Here is a 20,087-nt window from a genome sequence, read left to right as displayed (position 1 = left end):
CCAGCGCACCGCGCCGGCCCACCGCCTCGTGCCACTCTTGACCCATGCCCGAAGGAGACACGGTCTGGCAGACCGCGAGACGCCTGCACGGCGCCCTCGCGGGCACGGTGCTGACCCGCAGCGACCTCCGGGTGCCGAAGTACGCCACGGCGGACCTCACGGGCCGTACGGTCCTTGACGTCACCCCGCGCGGCAAGCACCTCCTGACCCGTGTCGAGGGCGGGCTGACCCTCCACTCCCACCTGAAGATGGACGGCTCCTGGAAGGTGTTCGCCAACGGCCGACGCTGGACCGGCGGCCCGTCCCACCAGATCCGCGTGATCCTCGGCAACGAGGACCGCACGGCCGTCGGCTACCGCCTCCCCGTCCTGGAGCTCATGCGCACCTCGGACGAACAGCGCGTCGTCGGCCACCTCGGCCCCGACCTCCTCGGCCCGGACTGGAACCCCGAGCAGGCGCTCGCCAACCTGCTCGCCGACCCGGCGCGCCCCCTCGGCGAGGCCCTGCTCGACCAGCGCAATCTCGCCGGCATCGGCAACGTCTACAAGAGCGAGCTGTGCTTCCTGCTCGGCGTCACCCCCTGGCTCCCCGTCGGTGCCCTGCCCGCCGAGCGCGCCGCCAAGCTGCCGGAGTTCGCCAAGAGGCTTCTGGAGGCCAACCGCGACCGCCCGGTCCGCAGCACGACCGGCCGGCGCGGTCAGGATCTGTTCGTGTACGGCCGCGCCCCGCGCCCGTGTCTGCGCTGCCGCACCTCGATCCGCGTGGCCGACCAGGGCGACGGCTCCCGCGAGCGCCCCACCTACTGGTGCCCGCGCTGCCAGACGGGACCGGCGCCGAGCACCGCCGCACCCCGAGGAACTCCACGCCGTACGACTAATTGACGACCCGTCAGAAACCCTCGTACCGTCCCTTCATGCCCGTCAAGGCGTACGACCTCACCGGACGCACCGCATTCGTCACCGGGGCCGCCGGCGGCATCGGCCGCGCCTCGGCCGTGCTGCTCGCCGAAGCCGGCGCCACGGTCCACTGCGCCGACCGCGACGCACAGGGCCTGCACGAGACGGCCACCCTGGTCAAGGACGCGGGCGGCACCGCGCACACCCACCACCTCGACGTCACCGACCGGGAGCAGCTGGGCCGGGCCGTCGCCTCCTGCGAGCGCCTGGACATCATGGCGGCGATCGCCGGGATCATGCACAGCAGCCCGGTCCTGGAGACCCGCGACGAGGACCTCGACCGGGTGCTGGACGTCAACTTCAAGGGCGTCCTGTACGCCTGCCAGGAGGCGGCCCGCGCGATGCTCGCCCGAAAGGTGCGCGGCAGCATCGTCACCATGGCGTCCGGCGCCGTCGACACCGGCCGACCGGGGCTGCTGTGCTACGGCGTCGCCAAGGCCGCCGTCGTCCAGCTCACCAGGACCCTGGCGAGCGAGGTCGGCCGGCACGGCATCCGGGTCAACGCGGTCGCGCCGGGGTGGACCCGTACGCCCATGACCGACCGGCACGAGGCCGAGGCGCAGGCGCAGACCGAGGCGATGATGGCCCGGCTGTCCCCGCTGGCCCGGGTCGGCGAACCGGAGGACGTCGCCCACGCCGTGCTCTACCTGGCCTGCGATGCCTCGTCCTTCGTCACGGGCCAGATCCTGCGTCCGAACGGAGGAGTGGCGATGCCCTGGTAGCGCGGGTCACCGCCCGCCAGGCCGCCCGCCACCGCCCCGCCCCGAGGGCCCCCTCCGCCCGGGCCTTCGGCACACAGTGCACCGGCAGCAGGCTGAGCCCCCACCCGCCTGCTGCCACCGCCCCCTCCAGCACTCCGGCACCGGGCGTGAAGGCGAGCCGCAGCACGGCCCACCACCACAGCGCCCCGAACCCGAGAAGCGCCCCCCAGCGCGCTGCCGGCCGTGCCATGGACCACCTCCAGCCCCGAAGCTAGACCGCCGCCGCCACCGACGGGGAGGGCGCACCAACGGCACAGGGGCGCACTGCTCACCATGGGGAGCCACAGTCCCGGGCGTGCGCTGCGACAACGCGCCACAGGCCTCCACCTTGACCGCCCCTCGCCACCCCGGCAAACGGACCGGCACGGCGGTAGCGGGCCCCGGGCCCGGGTCACGGAGGAAGAAGACCCCGAACAGCACGAAAACCCCGACCGCACCTCTCCAGGTGTCCCTGGAGAAGCCCCGGCCGGGGCCCCGCACACTTTTTCGGTGCCGGTCAGCGCCTCGTCGGTCTACACCCGCGTGAGGGTCACGCGGCGACCACGTCCACCGCCTCCGCGGGCGCCTTGATGGTCACCCGTTCCGGTGGCACACCGGTCACCGAGACGGAACCCAGCATCGGACGGACCGGTGCCGGGACGGGCTCGGTGGCCGCAGCAGACTGGGCCAGCTCGGCGAGGGCGAGTTCGTCGCTCACTTCTCGCATGAGCTCGGACATCCGTACGTCCAGCGCGTCGCAGATGGCGGCGAGCAGTTCGGAGGAAGCCTCCTTCTGCCCCCGCTCCACCTCGGAGAGATAGCCGAGTGAGACTCGGGCGGACGAGGAGACTTCGCGCAGAGTACGGCCCTGGCGTTGGCGCTGCCGACGCAGCACGTCACCCAGCAGGCGACGGAGCAGAATCATCGGTGGCTCCCTCCTCGGACCGCGTAGCCGCATCCTTCTCGCCCCACCGTACCGCCTCGCGCCGCGGCCGTGCGGGGAGCGATGTCGTGTTCACTCAGGGCTGCAAACATCAAAACCCCCCGTTCTGTTCCGTATCCTGTGCCCGCTCATTCCCAGTGTGTTCGCCCGCGAGCTCCCTCAGGAGCAGTGCGAGTACGCTCCGTACACTCTCTCTACGAATTTCCGCGCGGTCGCCGTTCAACCGCAGGGCCAGTACTTTTCCGCCACCGGCAGAACCGGGAACCGTCGCGAACGGCCCGTCGACGGCCACGAACACCGTCCCGACGGGCTGTCCGTCCTGCGGCTCCGGGCCCGCGACACCGGTCGTCGCGATGCCCCAGTCAGCGCCGAGCGCCTTGCGCACGCCGGCCGCCATCTGGCTCGCGACCTGCGCGTCCACCGCTCCGCGAGCGGCCAGCAGGGGGGCGTCGACGCCCAGCAGGTGGTGCTTGAGCTCGGTGGCGTAGGCGGTCACCGAACCGCGGAAGGCCTTGGACGCCCCGGGTACCGCTGTGATATCCGCCGCAACGAGCCCGCCGGTGAGGGACTCGGCGACGGCGAGGCTCTCACCCCTCACGGTCAGTAGTCGCACCACGTCGGCGGCCGGGGAACTCACGCTTCCGCCTCCTCCAACGCGGCCCGGCGCTCGGCGATTCCCCGCCTGCGCAGCACAATGGCCTGTCTCACATAGTCCAGCCCGGTCACCACGGTCAGCACGACCGCCACGGCCATCACCCAGAACCTCAGGGTGGCCAGCCACCCCGTCAGTGCCAGGATGTACATCCCGACGGCCACGCCCTGGATGAGCGTCTTCAGCTTGCCGCCGCGGCTGGCCGGGATGACGCCGTACCGGATGACAAGGAAACGCAGGAGCGTGATCCCCAGTTCCCGGCCGAGGATGACGATCGTCACCCACCACGGCAGGTCGCCCAGCGAGGAGAGACAGATCAGCGCCGCCCCCATGATCGCCTTGTCGGCGATGGGGTCGGCGATCTTCCCGAAGTCGGTGACGAGGTCGTAGGTGCGCGCCAGATGCCCGTCGAACAGGTCGGTGATCATGGCGACGGCGAAGGCGGCCCAGGCGACGGAGCGCCAGGCCGGGTCGTATCCGCCGTCGGCCAGCATCAGAGCGACGAAGGCGGGGACCAGGAGCAGCCGGAGCATGGTCAGCAGGTTGGCGATGTTCCAGACGCTGGCCTGGTCGACGGCCGCGGCCGCGATCTTGCCGCCCCGCGCGGGCTTCGTCCCGCCCGCCGCCTCGGCATCGGTGCCGTCGGTCTTCGGAGCACCCGCCTTGGAGGAGCCGTTCGCCGCCGATGCCGGCACTCCGGTCATCTGCCCGCCTCCTCACTACACGCGAGCGAGCCCGTGAGCGGCTCGGCCACCAGGTCGACACCTTCCGTACCGACCACCTTGGCCTCGACGATACGGCCGACGCTCAGTCCCTCGCCGCTCGTGAGCAGCACCTGGCCGTCGGTCTCGGGTGCCTGGTGCGCCCCGCGGCCGTACACGCCCTCCTCGTCCACGGACTCCACGAGCACGTGCACGCTCTCGCCCAGGCGCTCCTCGGCGCGCTGGGAGACAAGCTCCTCCGCAAGCCGGGAGACACGGGCCAGTCGCTCGGCGACGACGTCCTCGTCCAGCTTGTTCTCGTACGTCGCCGCCTCGGTGCCCTCCTCGTCGGAGTACCCGAAGACACCGATGGCGTCCAGCCGCGCGCCGTTCAGGAAGCGTTCCAGCTCCGCCAGGTCGGCCTCGCTCTCGCCGGGGAAGCCGACGATGAAGTTGGAGCGCACTCCCGCCTGGGGCGCCTTCGTCCGGATGGTGTCGAGCAGCTCCAGGAAGCGGTCGGTGTCGCCGAAGCGGCGCATCGACCGCAGCACGTCGGGCGCTGAGTGCTGGAAGGAGAGGTCGAAGTACGGGGCGACCTTCGGGGTGGAGGTCAGGACGTCGATCAGCCCGGGGCGCATCTCGGCGGGCTGGAGGTAGCTGACGCGCACCCGCTCGATGCCGTCGACCTCGGCGAGCTCCGGCAGCAGCGACTCCAGCAGACGGATGTCGCCGAGGTCCTTGCCGTAGGAGGTGTTGTTCTCGGAGACCAGCATGATCTCCTTGACGCCCTGCTCGGCCAGCCAGCGTGTCTCGTTCAGGACGTCGCTGGGGCGGCGGGAGATGAAGGAGCCGCGGAAGGACGGGATGGCGCAGAAGGAGCAGCGCCGGTCGCAGCCCGAGGCGAGCTTCACCGAGGCGACCGGGGAGCCGTCCAGACGGCGGCGCAGGGGCGCGCGCGGGCCGGAGGCGGGTGCGAGGCCCTCCGGGAGGTCCACGGGGCCGTGCCCGGGCAGGGCGACCTCGGCGGCCGACTCCTGCCGCTCGGCGGGGCTGATGGGCAGCAGCTTGCGCCGGTCGCGCGGGGTGTGGGAGGCGTGGATGCCGCCGTTGAGGATGGTCTGCAGGCGGTCGGAGATGTCCGCGTAGTCGTCGAAGCCGAGCACGCCGTCGGCCTCGGGGAGAGCCTCGGCGAGCTCCTTGCCGTACCGCTCGGCCATGCAGCCCACCGCCACGACGGCCTGGGTTCTCCCGTGGCCCTTGAGGTCGTTGGCCTCCAGGAGGGCGTCGACGGAGTCCTTCTTGGCGGCCTCGACGAAGCCACAGGTGTTGACGACGGCGACGTCCGCGTCCTCGGCGTCCTCCACGAGCTCCCAGCCGTCCGCCTCCAAGCGGCCTGCGAGCTCCTCCGAGTCCACCTCGTTACGGGCGCAGCCAAGGGTGACGAGTGCGACGGTACGGCGTTCAGGCATGCGCTCAAGACTACTTTGTCTCACTGACAGCCCATGTCGACGGGGCTGGCGATCTTCGCCAGCCCCGTGGGAACGACCGTGGTGTTAACCGACCTGGGGGTCGCCCTTGGTGTACGTCAGGCGCTCGACCGCGCCCGGCTGGAAGTCGTCCTCGATCTTCTTGCCGTTGACGTAGAGCTGGATGGCTCCGGCGTCCCCGAGGACGAGGTTGATCTTGTCGCTGTCCTGGAAGGTCTTGGACTCGCCCTGCTTGAGCAGTCCGTCGAACAGAAGCCGGCCGTTGTGGTCCTTGGCCGAGATCCAGCTGCGTCCGTCGGCGGCGGAGACCTGGACGGTCACCTTGTCCTGCGGCGCGGCCGCGATGGCGCTGTCGGAGGGGTCGGACTTCGGGGTGGCGGGCTTGTTGTTCTTGGGCGTGGGCGAGGCGGACTTGCTGACGGAGGGCGTGGACCCTTCGGCGACCTGGGTCTTGGCACCACTGTCGTCGCCGCCCTTGAAGGCGGTGAACCCGACGAAGCCGACCACGGCGACGATCGCGGCGACCATCGCCGCGGTCCAGTTCGGCCCGCGCCGTTCGGGACGGATGCGTTCCGCCTCGAAGAGCGGCGCCGCCGGGGTCGGGGCGGGACGGCCGCCGTGGTCGGCGTCGTACTGCGCCAGCAGTGGGGCCGGATCGAGGTGGACGGCCTTGGCCAGGGTCCGGATGTGCCCGCGCGCGTAGACGTCCCCGCCGCAGGGGGCGAAGTCGTCCGCCTCGATGGCGTGCACGATGGCGATGCGGACCCGGGTGGCGTTGCTGATGTCGTCGACGGTCAGCCCGGCATCGATCCGCGCCTGTTTGAGGGCGCGGCCGACGGACAGGGCTTGCTCGCGATCGTCTTCGAACGGACGCTCGTCTTCAGGGGAGTTGCCGATGGACACGGGGGCGCCTTTCGAGCGTTTAAGCCACCTGTGCTGGAGGTTCAGTCTATGGGGGGTGCGAAAGGGTGGGGCAACCGGGCGGTAGAGCTTGTTAGCCCATCGGTATGGCCGGACACGCCGATGGTGGGGCACGCGCTTGTCGCTTCCCTCAACTTGACGTACGCCGAAGGGAAACGGTTGCTCAATGATCCCTTACGGGTGAGTCACGATCAGACATCGGCGGCCGCGCCCGTTCGGGTCTTCTCTCAAGCCTCCCCGCGGATCACCGCGAGCACGCCGTCCAGTTCGTCGGGCTTCACAAGAACGTCACGGGCCTTCGAGCCCTCGCTCGGTCCGACGATCCCCCGCGACTCCATGAGGTCCATCAGCCGCCCGGCCTTGGCGAAGCCGACACGCAGCTTGCGCTGGAGCATGGACGTCGACCCGAACTGGGTGGAGACCACCAGCTCGGCCGCCTGGCAGAGCAGGTCGAGGTCGTCGCCGATCTCCTCGTCGATCTCCTTCTTCTGCTTGGTGCCCACGGTGACGTCGTCCCGGAAGACGGGCGCCATCTGGTCCTTGCAGTGCTGGACGATCGCCGCGACCTCGTCCTCAGTCACGAACGCGCCCTGCATACGGGTGGGCTTGCTGGCCCCCATCGGCAGGAAGAGCCCGTCGCCCTTGCCGATCAGCTTCTCGGCGCCGGGCTGGTCGAGGATGACGCGGCTGTCGGCGAGCGAGGAGGTGGCGAAGGCGAGCCGCGAGGGCACGTTCGCCTTGATCAGGCCGGTGACGACATCGACCGACGGCCGCTGCGTGGCGAGCACCAGGTGGATGCCGGCCGCGCGCGCGAGCTGCGTGATGCGCACGATGGCGTCCTCGACGTCGCGCGGGGCGACCATCATCAGGTCGGCGAGCTCGTCGACGATCACCAGCAGGTACGGGTAGGGCTGAAGCTCCCGCTCGCTGCCCTCCGGGGACTTCACCTTGCCGTTGCGGACGGCCTCGTTGAAGTCGTCGATGTGCCGGTAGCCGTACGCCGCGAGGTCGTCGTAGCGCAGGTCCATCTCGCGTACGACCCACTGGAGGGCCTCGGCGGCCCGCTTCGGGTTGGTGATGATCGGTGTGATCAGGTGCGGGATGCCTTCATAGGCGGTCAGTTCGACGCGCTTGGGGTCGACGAGGACCATGCGGACGTCCTCGGGAGTCGCCCGGACCATGACCGACGTGATCAGGCAGTTGATGCACGACGACTTGCCGGAACCGGTGGCTCCGGCGACGAGGACGTGCGGCATCTTCGCGAGGTTGGCCATCACGTAGCCGCCCTCGACGTCCTTGCCGAGTGCGACCAGCATCGGGTGGTCGTCCTCGGCGGCGGCCGCGAGACGCAGGACGTCGCCGAGGTTGACCATCTCCCGGTCGGTGTTGGGGATCTCGATGCCGACCGCGGACTTGCCGGGGATCGGGCTGATGATCCGCACGTCGGGGCTGGCGACGGCGTACGCGATGTTCTTGGTCAGCGCGGTGATCCGCTCGACCTTCACGGCGGGGCCGAGTTCGACCTCGTAGCGTGTGACCGTCGGCCCGCGCGTGAAGCCGGTGACGGCGGCGTCGACCTTGAACTCGGTGAAGACGTTGGTGAGCGAGGCGACCACGGCGTCGTTGGCGGCGCTGCGCGCCTTGCCTGGCCCCCCGCGCGTGAGGAGGTCGAGCGAGGGCAGCGCGTAGGTGATGTCGCCGGACAACTGGAGCTGCTCCGCGCGCGCGGGCAGTTCGCTGGGCGCCTCGGGCGCCGGTTTGGTGAGGTCGGCGACCTCGACCTTCAGCTTCTCCTGCTTGGGCCGCGCGGCCGGCACGGGTGTCGGAGTGGGCGTCGGCGTGGGCGTCGCCTCCTCGCGGTCGCCGACGCTGACCCCCTGGGTGAGGTCCGCGACGATCGGCGAGGGCGGCATCCCGTGCAGGACGGCGCCGTCGAGCGCGGCCGCGGCGGCCGCCGCGACGTCCACGGCGTCCATGGGGCGTCCCATGTCGGGCTGGGGCACGGCGGAGCGCCGGGGGCGGCCACGACGCTTGGAGAGGGCCTCCTGCTCCGCCCTGTCGGGGTCGTACGCCTCCGGGGCCGAGCCACGCTTCCGCGCGCGCGGAGGCAGCGTCTCGCGCCACTGCTCGTCGTAGCGCTGGTCGTCCTCGCTGTACTCGTCCTCGTGCGGGTCGTCGAGGATCCCGAGCTTCACACCGAGCAGCCGCAGCCGCTGCGGAATCGCGTTGACGGGGGTCGCCGTGACCACCAGCAGCCCGAAGATCGTCAGCAGCACCAGCAGCGGTACGGCCAGCACGTCGCCCATGGCGTACGTCAGCGGAGTCGCCGCTCCCCAGCCGATGAGGCCGCCGGCGTCCCTTATGGCCTGCATGCCGTCGCTGCGGGCGGGCGAGCCGCAGGCGATGTGGACCTGGCCGAGCACGCCGATGACGAGCGCGGACAGGCCGATCACGATGCGGCCGTTGGCCTCGGGCTTCTCGGGGTGCCGGATGAACCGCACCGCGATCACCGCGAGCAGTATCGGCACCAGCAGGTCGAGCCGGCCGAAGGCGCCGGTCACCAGGATCTCGACGAGGTCGCCGACGGGGCCACGCAGATCGGCCCAGGTGCCCGCGGCCACGATCAGTGCGATGCCGAGCAGGAGCAGAGCCACGCCGTCCTTGCGATGTGCGGGGTCGAGGTTCTTCGCGCCGTTCCCTATGCCGCGGAAGACGGCGCCCACGGCGTGCGCGACGCCGAGCCAGAGGGCGCGGACGAGCCGGTAGAGGCCGCCGGTCGGGTTCGGCGCCGGCTTCGGCGGCGCCGCCTTCTTCGCCGCGGCCTTCCTGGCGGGCGCCTTCTTCGCCGGGGCCCTTTTCGCGGCGGCCTTCTTCGCCGGAGCCGCCGCCTTCTTCGCGGGCTGCTTCTTGGCAGCGGAGGGACGTGAGGCCATAGGTGTGAGGTTACCGGTGGAGGCGACGACGGACACGCGTGCCCACGGCTTCACCCGTTCGTGTCGCCTTTGAGTGAACGTGGAACTGACGCGTCCTCATCCGGGGTTGTCCCGCAACTGTCCTCTGGATGAAGGTCAGTTCTGCGAGGTCACCGACGGCGCGCTCCCGGTGCCCGGCTCCAGCGCGTCAAGCGCCCGCCGCAGCCCGGTGAGTTTGCGTTCGAGATGGGCCGCCGTGGCCACCGCGGCCGCGTCCGCCGACTCGTCGTCGAGCTGCTTGGACAGTGCCTCGGCCTGCTCCTCGACCGCCGCGAGCCGCGCGGACAGCTCTGCGAGCAGGGAGGCCGGCTCCTTGCCGTCACCGACCGTGGCCTTGCCGCCGCCCTCCAACTGGAGCCGCAGCAGCGCCGCCTGCTCCCTCAGCTGGCAGTTCTTCATATAGAGCTCGACGAACACCGAGACCTTCGCGCGCAGCACCCACGGGTCGAACGGCTTGGAGATGTAGTCGACCGCGCCGGCCGCGTAACCGCGGAAGGTGTGGTGCGGGCCGTGGTTGATCGCGGTGAGGAAGATGATCGGGATGTCCCGGGTCCGCTCGCGCCGCTTGATGTGGGCGGCGGTCTCGAAACCGTCCATGCCCGGCATCTGGACGTCCAGCAGAATGACCGCGAAGTCGTCCGTGAGCAGTGCTTTGAGCGCTTCCTCCCCGGACGATGCCCGCACCAGTGTCTGATCGAGCGCAGAGAGGATGGCCTCCAGCGCCAGCAGATTCTCCGGCCGGTCATCGACCAGGAGGATCTTGGCCTTCTGCACCATGGCCCGCCCTCCTCGCCCCGGCTGTGCACCGGGCGCCGCCCCTGGGGACGACTCCCTTTCGCCGCCCGTCCTTGTGCCGGTCATCGTAGCCGCACCCCGCCTGTCGCCACACCCTGTCACCGTGATGTCACTGTGCACGTAGCAGAAACGTAGCGGGAGACCAGAAGGTTCCCCGTATCCCGTACTTCTACACGGCGTCGGCCACACTGAGTCAGCAACTCCGCGTGAACATCGATGGTCCTCCTCACTCCCCTCGCATCCATTGCTCCATCACCGCCAGCAGGTGGTCGGGGTCGACCGGCTTGGTGACGTAGTCGGAGGCACCGGACTCGATGGCCTTCTCACGGTCGCCCTTCATCGCCTTCGCGGTCAACGCGATGATCGGCAGCCCCGCGAACTGCGGCATCCTGCGGATCGCCGTCGTGGTCGCGTAACCGTCCATCTCCGGCATCATGATGTCCATCAGGACGACCGCCACGTCGTCGTGCTGTTCCAGCACCTCGATGCCCTCACGGCCGTTCTCGGCGTACAGCACCGAGAGGCCGTGCTGCTCCAGGACGCTGGTCAGCGCGAACACGTTACGGATGTCGTCGTCCACGATGAGCACTTTCTGGCCACCGAAGCGGATGCCCCGGTGTGGCTGCGGAGCGGCACCCTGCTCGGCGCCCCCCCACTGCTCCTGCCCGGCGAATCGGTGGTCGCCGTCGAGGCCGTTCCTGCGGCGGCGCCTGAAGAGCGCCGCGGCGCCGTTCTGCGCCTGCTGGTACGACCTGACCTCGGCCGGCGTCTCGATCTCCGCCTCGGACAGCTGGGACAGGTCCGAGGCGGCCACCAGGTCGCTGGCCCCGAGGGCCGCCACGGGCTGCTGATAGCCCTGGGGAGGCAGTTCGCTGGGGTGCATCGGCAAATACAGCGTGAACGTCGAGCCGCGTCCCGGCTCGCTCTGCGCGTGGATCTCACCGCCGAGCAGCTGGGCGATCTCCCGCGAGATCGACAGCCCCAGGCCCGTACCGCCGTACTTGCGGCTGGTCGTGCCGTCGGCCTGCTTGAACGCCTCGAAGATCACCCGCATCTTGCTGGCCGCGATCCCGATGCCGGTGTCGGTGACCGAGAACGCGATCAGACCGGCGTCCGGGTCGGTGAGCGAACCGGCCTCCAGCAGCTGCTCCCGGATCGCCATGGGCACGTCCGCTCCGGCCGGCCGGATCACCAGCTCGACCGAGCCGGAGTCGGTGAACTTCACCGCGTTGGACAGCAGGTTGCGCAGTACCTGCAGGAGGCGCTGTTCGTCGGTGTGCAGGGTGGCGGGCAGCTCCGGGGAGACCCGTACGGACAGGTCCAGGCCCTTCTCCGCCGTGAGCGGCCGGAAGGTGGCCTCCACGTAGTCGACGAGCTGGACGAGCGCGATGCGCGTCGGGGAGACGTCCATCTTGCCCGCCTCGACCTTCGACAGGTCGAGGATGTCGTTGATCAGCTGGAGCAGGTCGGAGCCGGCGCCGTGGATCGTCTCGGCGAACTCGACCTGCTTGGGCGTGAGGTTGGCGTCCGCGTTGTCGGCGAGCAGCTTGGCCAGGATCAGCAGCGAGTTGAGCGGGGTGCGCAGCTCGTGCGACATGTTGGCGAGGAACTCGCTCTTGTAGCGCATCGACACCGCGAGCTGCTCGGCGCGCTCCTCCAGGACCTGCCGCGCCTCCTCGATCTCGGTGTTCTTCACCTCGATGTCGCGGTTCTGCCGGGCCAGCAGCTCGGCCTTCTCCTCCAGTTCGGCGTTGGACGCCTGGAGGGCCTTCTGCCGGTTCTCCAACTCGGCCGAGCGTTCACGCAGCTGCTCGGTCAGCTCCTGCGACTGCTTCAGCAGCTGCTCGGTCTTGGTGTTGACGGAGATGGTGTTGACGCTGGTCGCGATCATCTCGGCGATCTGGTTGAGGAAGTCCTTCTGGATCTGCGTGAACGGCGTGAAGGAGGCCAGCTCGATGATGCCGAGCACCTTGCCCTCGAACAGCACCGGAAGGACGATCACCTGGGCCGGCGGCGCCTCGCCGAGGCCCGAGGAGATCTTCAGATAGCCGCTGGGCGCGTTCTCCACCAGGATCGTGCGCTTCTCCTCGGCGGCCGTCCCGATCAGCGCCTCACCGGGCCTGAAGGAGGTCGGCATGGAGCCCATCGAGTAGCCGTACGACCCGAGCATGCGCAGTTCGTACGCGTCCTCGTTCTCGGCGCTCAGGTCCTTGCCGTCGACGAGCGGCATCGCCACGAAGAACGCGCCGTGCTGCGCGGAGACCACCGGCGTCAGCTCGCTCATGATCAGCGAGGCCACGTCCTGCAGATCGCGGCGGCCCTGCATCAGCGCGGAGATGCGGGCCAGGTTGCCCTTGAGCCAGTCCTGCTCCTTGTTGGCGATCGTGGTGTCGCGCAGGTTGGCGATCATCTTGTTGATGTAGTCCTGCAGTTCCTGGATCTCGCCGGAGGCGTCGACGTCGATCTTCAGGTTCAGGTCGCCCCGGGTCACCGCGGTGGCCACGCGCGCGATGGCGCGCACCTGCCGCGTGAGGTTTCCCGCCATCTCGTTCACGGACTCGGTGAGGTCGCGCCAGGTGCCGTCCACGTCACGCACGCGTGCCTGACCGCCCAGCTGCCCCTCCGTGCCCACCTCACGGGCGACCCGGGTGACCTCCTCGGCGAACGACGACAGCTGGTCGACCATCGTGTTGATCGTCGTCTTCAGCTCGAGGATCTCGCCCCGCGCGTCGATGTCGATCTTCTTCGTCAGGTCACCCTTGGCGATCGCCGTCGTGACCATGGCGATGTTGCGCACCTGGCCGGTCAGGTTGGACGCCATCTGGTTCACGGACTCGGTGAGGTCCTTCCACGTACCGGCCACACCGGGTACATGCGCCTGGCCGCCCAGGATGCCGTCCGTACCCACCTCGCGGGCCACCTTGGTGACCTGGTCGGCGAACGAACTCAGCGTCTTCACCATGGTGTTGAAGGTGTCGGCGAGCTGCGCGACCTCACCGCGCGCCTCGATCGTCACCGTCCGCGTCAGGTCGCCGTTGGCGACCGCCGCCGCGACCTGGGAGATGTTGCGCACCTGCATGGTCAGGTTCTTGGCCATCAGGTTCACGTTGCCGCTGAGGTCCTTCCAGATGCCCGTGACACCCGGAACGTGCGCCTGGCCGCCCAGGATGCCCTCGGTGCCCACCTCGCGGGCCACCCGGGTCACCTGCTCGGCGAAGCTGGACAGCTGGTCGACCATCGTGTTGACGGTCGTGACGAGCTCGAGGATCTCGCCCTTGGCGTCGACGGTGATCTTCTTCGACAGGTCGCCCTTGGCGACCGCGGTCGTGACCTCGGCGATCTGGCGCACCTGGATGGTCAGGTTGTTCGCCATGAAGTTCACGGACTGGGTGAGGTCCTTCCACGTACCGGAGACGCCCTGGACCTCGGCCTGACCGCCGAGCTGGCCCTCCGTACCCACCTCGCGGGCGACCCTGGTGACCTCCTCCGCGAACGACGACAGCTGGTCGACCATCGTGTTCAGCGTGTTCTTCAGCTCCAGGATCTCCCCGCGCGCGTCCACGGTGATCTTCTGGGACAGGTCACCGCGGGCCACCGCCGTGGCGACCTGCGCGATGTTACGGACCTGCGCGGTGAGGTTCCCCGCCATGCCGTTCACGGAGTCGGTCAGGTCCCGCCACACACCGGCCACGCCGGGCACCTGCGCCTGACCGCCCAGGCGGCCCTCGGTGCCCACCTCGCGGGCCACCCGGGTCACCTGGTCGGCGAATCCGGAGAGCTGGTCGACCATCGTGTTGATGGTGTTCTTCAGCTCCAGGATCTCCCCGCGCGCGTCCACGTCGATCTTCTGGGACAGGTCACCCTGGGCCACCGCCGTGGTCACCTGGGCGATGTTGCGGACCTGCGCGGTCAGGTTCCCGGCCATTCCGTTGACGGAGTCGGTGAGCTCCTTCCACGTGCCGGCCACGCCCGGTACGACCGCCTGACCGCCGAGGCGCCCCTCGGTGCCCACGTCCCGGGCCATCCGCGTCACCTGGTCGGCGAAGGAGGACAGCTGGTCCACCATCGTGTTGACGGTGTTCTTCAGCTGGAGCATCTCGCCGGAGACGTCCACGGTGACCTTCTGCGACAGATCGCCGTTGGCCACCGCCGTGGTGACCTGCGCGATGTTGCGCACCTGGCCGGTGAGGTTACGGAAGGCGGTGTTGACGGAGTCCGTCAGGTCCTTCCAGGTGCCGGCCGCGCCCGGCACCTGCGCCTGACCGCCCAGCTCGCCCTCGACACCGACCTCGCGCGCCACGCGCGTGACCTCGGAACCGAAGGACTGCAGCTGGTCCACCATCCCGTTGACGGTGTTCTTCAGTTCCAGCATCTCGCCGGCCACGTTCACCGTGACCTTCTGGGAAAGGTCACCGCTGGCCACGGCCGTGGTGACGGCGGCGATGTCCCTCACCTGAATGGTGAGATTCCGGAACACCGTGTTGACGGAGTCGGTCAGGTCCTTCCAGGTGCCGGCCGCGCCCGGCACATTGGCCTGGCCCCCCAGCTGCCCGGCGGCACCGACCTCGTTCGCCACGCGCGTGACCTCATCCGCGAAGATCCGCAGCGTCTCGGTCATCTGGTTGATCGTGTCGGCGAGCTGAGCGACCTCGCCGCGTGCGGACACCGTGACCTTCTGCGACAGGTCGCCGTTGGCGACGGCCGTGGTGACCTGCGCGATCCCGCGCACCTGGGCCGTGAGGTTGCCGGCCATCAGGTTCACCGAATCGGTGAGGTCCTTCCACACACCGGCCACACCCGGCACCTGCGCCTGCCCGCCGAGCTCGCCCTCCGTGCCCACCTCGCGCGCGACTCGCGTCACCTCGGAGGAGAAGGACGACAGCTGGTCGACCATCGTGTTGACGGTGTTCTTCAGCTCCAGCATCTCGCCGGCGACGTGCACGGTGACCTTGCGGGACAGGTCACCCTTGGCCACCGCGGTGGTGACCAGCGCGATGTCGCGGACCTGCGCGGTCAGCCGATACGCCATGGTGTTGACGGAGTCCGTGAGGTCCTTCCACGAACCCGACATGCCGCGCACGCGTGCCTGCCCGCCCAGCTTGCCCTCGGTGCCCACCTCGCTGGCCACGCGCGTGACCTCGTCGGTGAACGTCGACAACTGATCGACGAGGTTGTTCACCGTGCGCCCGACCTTCAAGAACTCCCCGCGCAGCGGGTGCCCGGTCCCGTCGGGAGCGTGGGTCCGCAACTCCATGCGGGGCGACAGGTCACCCTCCGCCACCGCGGTGAGCACCCGGCCGACCTCGGAGACGGGCCGTACGAGGTCGTCCACGAGCGCGTTGGAGGCCTCCACGGCGGCCGCCCAGGAACCCTCGTAGGCGCCCGTCTCCAGCCGCTCGGTGAGCTTGCCCTCGCGGCCGACCATGCGCCGCACCCGCGACAGCTCACCGGTCAGATGCAGATTGCGGTCGGCCACCTCGTTGAACACCGCGGCGATCTCCGACATCACGCCGTCCCCGGACACCGTGAGCCGCTTGCGGAAATTCCCGTCGCGCATGGCCACGAGGGCCGCCAGCAGCCGGTTCAGGGCAGCCGTGTCCACCGCCGTGGTCCCGCCGCGCGGTTTGCGCTGGTTGTTCAGGGACTGTCCGCCTTTCGCGCGCGTCTTAGTGCCCCGCGTCGCTGCGCCAGACTCCACTGTGTCCCTCCCGCAGGGGTCGACCGTTACTGCTGTGCTCCGGTACTACTGCTCGTGGTACCGGTACTGCTGCGCATTTCTGCCGGATATACCAGGTCACACCACGGGCTGCTGCCCGCTGTACGCGGAAGTCACTCAGCCTGCCCGGACCTTCACAAGAAGCTTGCCCAGTGTTTCACCCTGCCTGAACCCGGCCATAACAGTTCGGCAGCTTCGCACATCGTCCGCACACCCTCTGGGCGGAAACACTGCAGACCGGCATCCGCACGGACGGCGAAGGTAAGTAACCTTGCATGCGGCTGTCCAGCCGCACCGGTCCGTCCGGCATGGGCGGTGGCACGAGAACGAGCGGGCATCGGAGGGGCGGCCGCACACATGACCACCGGACTGATCCCCGGGGGACAGCCCCCGGACCCCCGGCCGACGGGCGGCCTGCCGCATCAGCGGCACGAGCCGGTCGGCCACGCAGCCCAGCACGTCGACAACAGGCCGAGGAGTTCTGTGATCACCGCGCGCGCGGCCGCCAGCTTCGAGCCCGTCGGGCGATCGGTAGCAACCGCCCGCTCCTTCGTCCGCGACACCCTCCAGGGCTGGGGCTACGCCGACATCGTCGACGACGCCGTGGTGCTCACCAGCGAGCTGGTGACCAACGCCGTGGTGCACGCGGGCACCTCCGCCGACGTCCTGTGCCTGCGCACCGACCAAGGCGTACGGGTCGAGGTGGCCGACCGCTACCCGGAGCGCGAGATCCCCCTCCAGGGCCATCCCGTCAACATGGGCAGCCCCGACCGCGAGGGCGGGCGCGGCCTCCAGTTGTGCGCGGCACTCGCCGGCCGCTGGGGCGTGGAGTACACGCCCACCCACAAACAGGTCTGGTTCCAGCTCGACCTCCCCGAGCGCGCGGTGGGCACGCGCGCGGCGGGCCCGTCCCTCCCCGCCGACCTCCTGCCGCTCGCCGACGGCCGGGTCCGTGTCGCCGTCGTCCAGATCGACCGCACCGGCTCCATCACCTCGTGGAACGAGGACGCCGAGGAACTCTTCGGCTACCCCGCCGAACAGGTGATCGGAAAACCCCTCACCGATCTCGCCGCCTGGCCGCACACCCCCGGCACCAGCACCGGTATCGCCGAGGCGCTCCAACTCTCCCGCTGGGAAGGCAGTTACGGCATAAGGGGCGCCAACGGCCGCGTCACCCCGGTGTACGCCTCGCACCTCCGCGTCCGCGACACCGGCGGCGAGCCCTCCACGGTCTGTCTGCTCGTCAGGGACCACGAACGGGCCGTCCTGCAGACGCCGTTGCGCCTGCCGGCCTCCGACACCGCCTCCGCCGCCGACGGCCAGAACACCGACCCCTTCGAGGTGTTCATCGGCTCCCCGGCCCCGGACGACCTCGACGGCCTCCTCCAGCGCACGGTGGAGCGCGCCCGCGACATGCTGGACGCCGACTCCGCCTTCCTGCTCCTCGCGACCGACGACGAGACGGAACTAGAGGTCCGCGCCTCCACCGGCCTTCCCTCCGCCCGCCAGCGCTTCGCGCGCGTGCCCGTCGAAGCCGGCCCCGGCCGCTACGGCTCGGCCCGCATGCCGGCCGTCCACGACGACCTGACGGCCGTCCCCGGCGCCGTGCCGCTGCTGAGCGGCACGGGCATGCGCTCGGTCGTCACTGTCCCGCTGAAGGTCGAGGGCCGCCTCACCGGTTCCCTCGGCGTCGCGGCCGAGAGCCCCGGCAGATACTCCAACGAGGAGGCCCTGCGCCTGCAGTTCGCCGCCGACCGCATCGCGCTGGCCGTCGAGTCGGCGCGCCTCGGCGAACTGGAACGCCTGCGCCGCGGCTCCCTCAGCTTCCTCGTCGAGGCCTCCGACCTCCTCGCCGGCACCCTGGACCGCGACCAGACCCTGGCCCTGATGGCCCAGATGACGGTCCCCACCCTCGCCACCTGGTGCGCGGTCTACACGATCGCCGACCAGGCCTCCGAGCCGTACCTCTCCTACGTCCTGCACGAGGACGAGGAACTCATCGACGGCATCAAGTCGTTGCTCTCCAAGGTGCCCCCACCCGACCCGGTCCCCACCCCCGGCGCCCGCGTCTGGTCCGCCCCGGGCGAGGTCGCCCACCAGGCCGCCCTGCGCAGTTCCATGCGCAGCCTCGGCCTGTCCGGCGGTCCCACCCACCAGGTCTCCTCCGGCATCGGCCCCACGCTCGCCACGGCCTCCGCCGTCGGCGGCGAGACGGTCGTCCTCCCCCTGGTCGCCCGCAACCGCGTCATCGGCATGCTGACCCTCGGCAAGCCCACCGACGAACACTTCCGCCAGGAAATCCTGGAACTGGCCGAGGACTTGAGCCGTCGAGCCGCCCTCGCCCTCGACAACGCCCGCCTGTACTCGGAGCGCACGGCCATCAGCCAGTCCCTCCAGCGCAGCCTCCTGCCACCCGAGCTGCCCGAGATCGACGGCGTCGAGGTCGAGGTCATCTACCGCGCGGCCGGCGAGGGCAACGAGGTCGGCGGCGACTTCTACGACCTCTTCCCGATCAGCGATGGCGCCTACGGCTTCGCCATCGGCGACGTCTGCGGTACGGGCCCCAACGCGGCCGCCGTCACGGGCCTCGCCCGGCACGCCCTGCGCCTGTTGGCCCGTGAGGGCCTGTCCGGCCCGGCGGTCCTGGAGCGACTGAACTCGGCAATTCTCGACGAGGGCGCCCGCAGCCGCTTCCTGACCCTCCTCTACGGCGAGCTGCGCCCCCAGGAGGACGGCAGCGCGGAACTGAAGGTGGTCTGCGCCGGCCACCCCCTGCCGCTCCGCCTGCGCCAGGACGGCACGGTCGAACCGGCCGCCGAGCCCCAGCCGCTCCTCGGCGTCCTCGACGACCTGGAGCTCTACGAGCAGACGGTCACCCTCGACCCCGGAGACGTCCTCCTGTGCGTCACGGACGGCGTCACGGAGCGCCGTGAGGGCACGCGCATGCTGGGCGACGACGGCCTCACGGACGTCCTCACGACCTGCACGGGCCTGACCGCGGGCGCCGTCGCGGCCCGCATCATGCGCGCCGTGGAACGCTTCGCCTCGGACGCCCCGTCCGACGACATGGCGATCCTGGCGATGCGGGTCCCAGGCCTGCAGAAGGACTGAGACGAGTTACGGATACGAGAGACGAGTTACGGATACGAGAAAGGCCCCGCCCAATTGGGCGGGGCCTTTTGGCTGGAGCCCCCTAACGGAATCGAACCGTTGACCTTCTCCTTACCATGGAGACGCTCTGCCGACTGAGCTAAGGGGGCCTGTCGCCTTTTCGAGGTTTCCCCCGCGGCAACGGAATAGATCATACCCCGAACAGACGCCTGCTCCCAACCACGCTCAGAAAGCGGGCTGGAGCAGTCCGCCCAGGGCATTGCAGGCGCCCACGATGCGCTGCATGTCCCGCTTCGTCAACGCGGCATCGACGGGCAGAGCCAGCGTTTCGTCCGCGGCACGCTCGGTCTCCGGCAGAGAAACGCAGCGACGGAACTCCGGCAGCCGGTGCACGGGCGTCTTCACCGGCACCCGGCACTCAACTCCCCTGGCCCGCACGGCGCGCGCGAACGCGTCACGGTCGGGCCGCCCATTGCCGGGCACCCGCACGACGTACTGCTGATAGGTGTGCCCATCGCCCCCGTCCGGCGTGCGCACCCCTCGCAACTTCGCGTCGAGATAGGCCGCCCGCTCCCGCCGCTGCGCGATCTCGTCGTACGGCGCCTCGGACTCGCCCTGCTCCAGCACGAGCAGCCCGTGCCGCTGCCCGACACCGTGCAGCCGCGCGATGTCGGCCGGCCGCCCGAAGCGGTGTACGACAACCACCGCTGCGGTACGGGGAGTTAGAGCCGCCTCGACAGCGGAGGCGTCGAGGCAGTACGTCACCGGGTCTATGTCGGCGAACACCGGCAGCGCCCCTGCCATGGCGACGGATTCGGCGACCTCGACGTTCCCGAAGGCCGGTACGACGACCTCGTCACCGAGTCCGACGCCGGCGGCCCTGAGCATTGCAGCAGTACCCATGCTGCGGATGGTGGTTGCGCAACGTGAACTTCAAGTGACGCAGAACGAAAAAGGGTCGGACCCCGAACCGAAGTTCAGGATCCGACCCTTTGAATAATTGTTCGGCGGCGTCCTACTCTCCCACAGGGTCCCCCCTGCAGTACCATCGGCGCTGTAAGGCTTAGCTTCCGGGTTCGGAATGTAACCGGGC

At 69.9% G+C, this 20,087-nt stretch carries 13 protein-coding genes, 1 tRNA gene and 1 rRNA gene; 3 read left to right on the top strand and 12 right to left on the bottom strand.

From position 1 onward, the window contains the following. The first annotated feature begins 44 nt into the window (after positions 1–44). The gene (locus ABZZ74_RS38240) at positions 45–881 is read left to right on the top strand and encodes a DNA-formamidopyrimidine glycosylase family protein (protein ID WP_356773035.1); all 837 of its coding nucleotides are present in this window, start codon (positions 45–47) and stop codon (positions 879–881) included. A 32-nt stretch (positions 882–913) separates the two neighbouring features. Then, on the top strand, positions 914–1,678 hold the full coding sequence (locus ABZZ74_RS38235; RefSeq protein ID WP_356773033.1) for an SDR family NAD(P)-dependent oxidoreductase: 765 nt from the start codon (positions 914–916) through the stop codon (positions 1,676–1,678). Here the strand turns inward: ABZZ74_RS38235 and ABZZ74_RS38230 are convergent. From ABZZ74_RS38230 to ABZZ74_RS38190, 9 genes are all read right to left on the bottom strand, one after another. Next, complete coding sequence (locus ABZZ74_RS38230; RefSeq protein ID WP_356773031.1) at positions 1,629–1,907, bottom strand: hypothetical protein; 279 nt, start codon at positions 1,905–1,907, stop codon at positions 1,629–1,631. The genes ABZZ74_RS38235 and ABZZ74_RS38230 overlap by 50 nt on opposite strands. Before the next feature lie 339 nt (positions 1,908–2,246). After that, complete coding sequence (locus ABZZ74_RS38225; protein WP_127177649.1) at positions 2,247–2,621, bottom strand: helix-turn-helix transcriptional regulator; 375 nt, start codon at positions 2,619–2,621, stop codon at positions 2,247–2,249. 109 nt (positions 2,622–2,730) lie between these two features. After that, complete coding sequence (locus ABZZ74_RS38220) at positions 2,731–3,276, bottom strand: CinA family protein (RefSeq protein ID WP_356773028.1); 546 nt, start codon at positions 3,274–3,276, stop codon at positions 2,731–2,733. Further along, positions 3,273–3,995 carry a CDP-diacylglycerol--glycerol-3-phosphate 3-phosphatidyltransferase gene (pgsA, locus tag ABZZ74_RS38215; RefSeq protein ID WP_356773026.1) on the bottom strand — a complete coding sequence of 241 codons (723 nt, stop codon included), beginning with the start codon at positions 3,993–3,995 and terminating at the stop codon, positions 3,273–3,275. The genes ABZZ74_RS38220 and pgsA overlap by 4 nt, the downstream gene beginning before the upstream one ends. Beyond that, complete coding sequence (rimO, locus tag ABZZ74_RS38210) at positions 3,992–5,461, bottom strand: 30S ribosomal protein S12 methylthiotransferase RimO (protein WP_356773024.1); 1,470 nt, start codon at positions 5,459–5,461, stop codon at positions 3,992–3,994. The genes pgsA and rimO overlap by 4 nt, the downstream gene beginning before the upstream one ends. An 84-nt stretch (positions 5,462–5,545) precedes the next feature. Further along, positions 5,546–6,382, bottom strand: coding sequence for a helix-turn-helix domain-containing protein (locus ABZZ74_RS38205; protein ID WP_208782623.1), 837 nt, complete (start codon positions 6,380–6,382; stop codon positions 5,546–5,548). A 245-nt stretch (positions 6,383–6,627) separates the two neighbouring features. Then, entirely contained in the window at positions 6,628–9,333 is a 2,706-nt protein-coding gene (locus ABZZ74_RS38200) for a DNA translocase FtsK (protein ID WP_356773021.1), read from the bottom strand. A 135-nt stretch (positions 9,334–9,468) separates the two neighbouring features. Then, entirely contained in the window at positions 9,469–10,149 is a 681-nt protein-coding gene (locus ABZZ74_RS38195; protein WP_356773019.1) for a response regulator, read from the bottom strand. A 244-nt stretch (positions 10,150–10,393) separates the two neighbouring features. After that, entirely contained in the window at positions 10,394–15,865 is a 5,472-nt protein-coding gene (locus ABZZ74_RS38190; protein ID WP_356773017.1) for a HAMP domain-containing protein, read from the bottom strand. A gap of 375 nt (positions 15,866–16,240) precedes the next feature. Here ABZZ74_RS38190 and ABZZ74_RS38185 point away from each other — a divergent pair, with 375 nt between their 5' ends. Next, the gene (locus ABZZ74_RS38185) at positions 16,241–18,994 is read left to right on the top strand and encodes a SpoIIE family protein phosphatase (protein ID WP_356773015.1); all 2,754 of its coding nucleotides are present in this window, start codon (positions 16,241–16,243) and stop codon (positions 18,992–18,994) included. A gap of 73 nt (positions 18,995–19,067) precedes the next feature. On the opposite strand, the gene ABZZ74_RS38180 is transcribed toward ABZZ74_RS38185, so the two are convergent. The 3 genes from ABZZ74_RS38180 to rrf all read right to left on the bottom strand — a co-directional run. Further along, positions 19,068–19,143 (bottom strand) — tRNA-Thr (locus tag ABZZ74_RS38180). A 76-nt stretch (positions 19,144–19,219) separates the two neighbouring features. Then, on the bottom strand, positions 19,220–19,882 hold the full coding sequence (locus tag ABZZ74_RS38175; RefSeq protein WP_356773103.1) for a DegT/DnrJ/EryC1/StrS family aminotransferase: 663 nt from the start codon (positions 19,880–19,882) through the stop codon (positions 19,220–19,222). 114 nt (positions 19,883–19,996) lie between these two features. Next, a 5S ribosomal RNA gene (gene rrf, locus ABZZ74_RS38170) occupies positions 19,997–20,087 on the bottom strand; the annotation flags it as partial.

Source organism: Streptomyces sp. NPDC006476, from assembly GCF_040612015.1.
In the GTDB taxonomy this organism is placed as follows: domain Bacteria; phylum Actinomycetota; class Actinomycetes; order Streptomycetales; family Streptomycetaceae; genus Streptomyces; species Streptomyces griseorubiginosus_B.
Note: the sequence above shows the minus strand (reverse complement) of the source record. Positions and strands in the feature narration are given on the sequence as shown.

Coding starts and splice junctions, on each gene's coding strand:
- ABZZ74_RS38240 (WP_356773035.1), top strand. CDS start 45: ATGCCCGAAGGAGACACGGTCTGGCAGACCGCGAGACGCCTGCACGGC.
- ABZZ74_RS38235 (WP_356773033.1), top strand. CDS start 914: ATGCCCGTCAAGGCGTACGACCTCACCGGACGCACCGCATTCGTCACC.
- ABZZ74_RS38230 (WP_356773031.1), bottom strand. CDS start 1,907: ATGGCACGGCCGGCAGCGCGCTGGGGGGCGCTTCTCGGGTTCGGGGCG.
- ABZZ74_RS38225 (WP_127177649.1), bottom strand. CDS start 2,621: ATGATTCTGCTCCGTCGCCTGCTGGGTGACGTGCTGCGTCGGCAGCGC.
- pgsA (WP_356773026.1), bottom strand. CDS start 3,995: ATGACCGGAGTGCCGGCATCGGCGGCGAACGGCTCCTCCAAGGCGGGT.
- rimO (WP_356773024.1), bottom strand. CDS start 5,461: ATGCCTGAACGCCGTACCGTCGCACTCGTCACCCTTGGCTGCGCCCGT.
- ABZZ74_RS38200 (WP_356773021.1), bottom strand. CDS start 9,333: ATGGCCTCACGTCCCTCCGCTGCCAAGAAGCAGCCCGCGAAGAAGGCG.
- ABZZ74_RS38195 (WP_356773019.1), bottom strand. CDS start 10,149: ATGGTGCAGAAGGCCAAGATCCTCCTGGTCGATGACCGGCCGGAGAAT.
- ABZZ74_RS38185 (WP_356773015.1), top strand. CDS start 16,241: ATGACCACCGGACTGATCCCCGGGGGACAGCCCCCGGACCCCCGGCCG.
- ABZZ74_RS38175 (WP_356773103.1), bottom strand. CDS start 19,882: ATGCTCAGGGCCGCCGGCGTCGGACTCGGTGACGAGGTCGTCGTACCG.